Here is a 1664-nt window from a genome sequence, read left to right as displayed (position 1 = left end):
GCGCACGGTGGATGCCTTGGCACCAGGAACCGATGAAGGACGTGGGAGGCCGCGATAGTCCCCGGGGAGTCGTCAACCAGGCTTTGATCCGGGGGTTTCCGAATGGGGAAACCCGGCAGTCGTCATGGGCTGTCACCCGCTGCTGAACACATAGGCAGTGTGGAGGGAACGAGGGGAAGTGAAACATCTCAGTACCCTCAGGAAGAGAAAACAACCGTGATTCCGGGAGTAGTGGCGAGCGAAACCGGATGAGGCCAAACCGTATGCGTGTGAGACCCGGCAGGGGTTGCGTGTGCGGGGTTGTGGGATCTCTCTTCTACGGTCTGCCGGCCGTAGGGCGAGTCAGAAACCGTTGATATAGGCGAAGGACATGCGAAAGGTCCGGCGTAGAGGGTAAGACCCCCGTAGTCGAAATGTCAGCGGCTTGCTTGAGAGACACCCAAGTAGCACGGGGCCCGAGAAATCCCGTGTGAATCTGGCGGGACCACCCGCTAAGCCTAAATATTCCCTGGTGACCGATAGCGGATAGTACCGTGAGGGAATGGTGAAAAGTACCCCGGGAGGGGAGTGAAATAGTACCTGAAACCGTGTGCCTACAAGCCGTGGGAGCGTCGGAGCCTTCGGGCTCTCGTGACTGCGTGCCTTTTGAAGAATGAGCCTGCGAGTTTGCGGTGTGTTGCGAGGTTAACCCGGGTGGGGAAGCCGTAGCGAAAGCGAGTCCGAATAGGGCGTTTCAGTAGCACGCTCAAGACCCGAAGCGGAGTGATCTAGCCATGGGCAGGTTGAAGCGGAGGTAAGACTTCGTGGAGGACCGAACCCACCAGGGTTGAAAACCTGGGGGATGACCTGTGGTTAGGGGTGAAAGGCCAATCAAACTCCGTGATAGCTGGTTCTCCCCGAAATGCATTTAGGTGCAGCGTCGTGTGTTTCTTGCCGGAGGTAGAGCACTGGATAGGCGATGGGCCCTACCGGGTTACTGACCTTAGCCAAACTCCGAATGCCGGTAAGTGAGAGCGCGGCAGTGAGACTGTGGGGGATAAGCTCCATGGTCGAGAGGGAAACAGCCCAGAGCATCGACTAAGGCCCCTAAGCGTACGCTAAGTGGGAAAGGATGTGGAGTCGCACAGACAACCAGGAGGTTGGCTTAGAAGCAGCCACCCTTGAAAGAGTGCGTAATAGCTCACTGGTCTAGTGATTCCGCGCCGACAATGTAGCGGGGCTCAAGCGTACCGCCGAAGTCGTGTCATTGCAGCATATAGCCCCAACGGGTGTTGTGATGGGTAGGGGAGCGTCGTCTGCCGGGTGAAGCAGCACCGGAAGGTAGTTGTGGACGGTTGACGAGTGAGAATGCAGGCATGAGTAGCGATTCACACGTGAGAAACGTGTGCGCCGATTGACTAAGGGTTCCTGGGTCAAGCTGATCTGCCCAGGGTAAGTCGGGACCTAAGGCGAGGCCGACAGGCGTAGTCGATGGATAACCGGTTGATATTCCGGTACCCGCTGTGAAGCGTCAAACATCGAGCATCGTGATGCTAAGGCCGTGAAGCCGCCCCGGAGCCTTCGGGCAAAGGGGAGTGGTGGAGCCGCTGAACCAAGCGGTTAGTAGGTGAGTGATGGGGTGACGCAGGAAGGTAGTCCATCCCGGGCGGTGGTTGTCCCGGGGT

At 58.1% G+C, this 1664-nt stretch carries 1 rRNA gene (cut by a window edge); it reads left to right on the top strand.

What is annotated here, in order from left to right:
• Positions 1-1664: ribosomal RNA gene (locus ACWDD7_RS37435) — 23S ribosomal RNA — on the top strand; its annotated part runs 1630 nt beyond the window's last position; the annotation flags it as partial.

Source organism: Streptomyces sp. NPDC001056 (genome assembly GCF_053598955.1).
The sequence above is the reverse complement of the archived record's forward strand: the minus strand, read 5'-3'. Positions and strand labels throughout refer to the sequence as shown.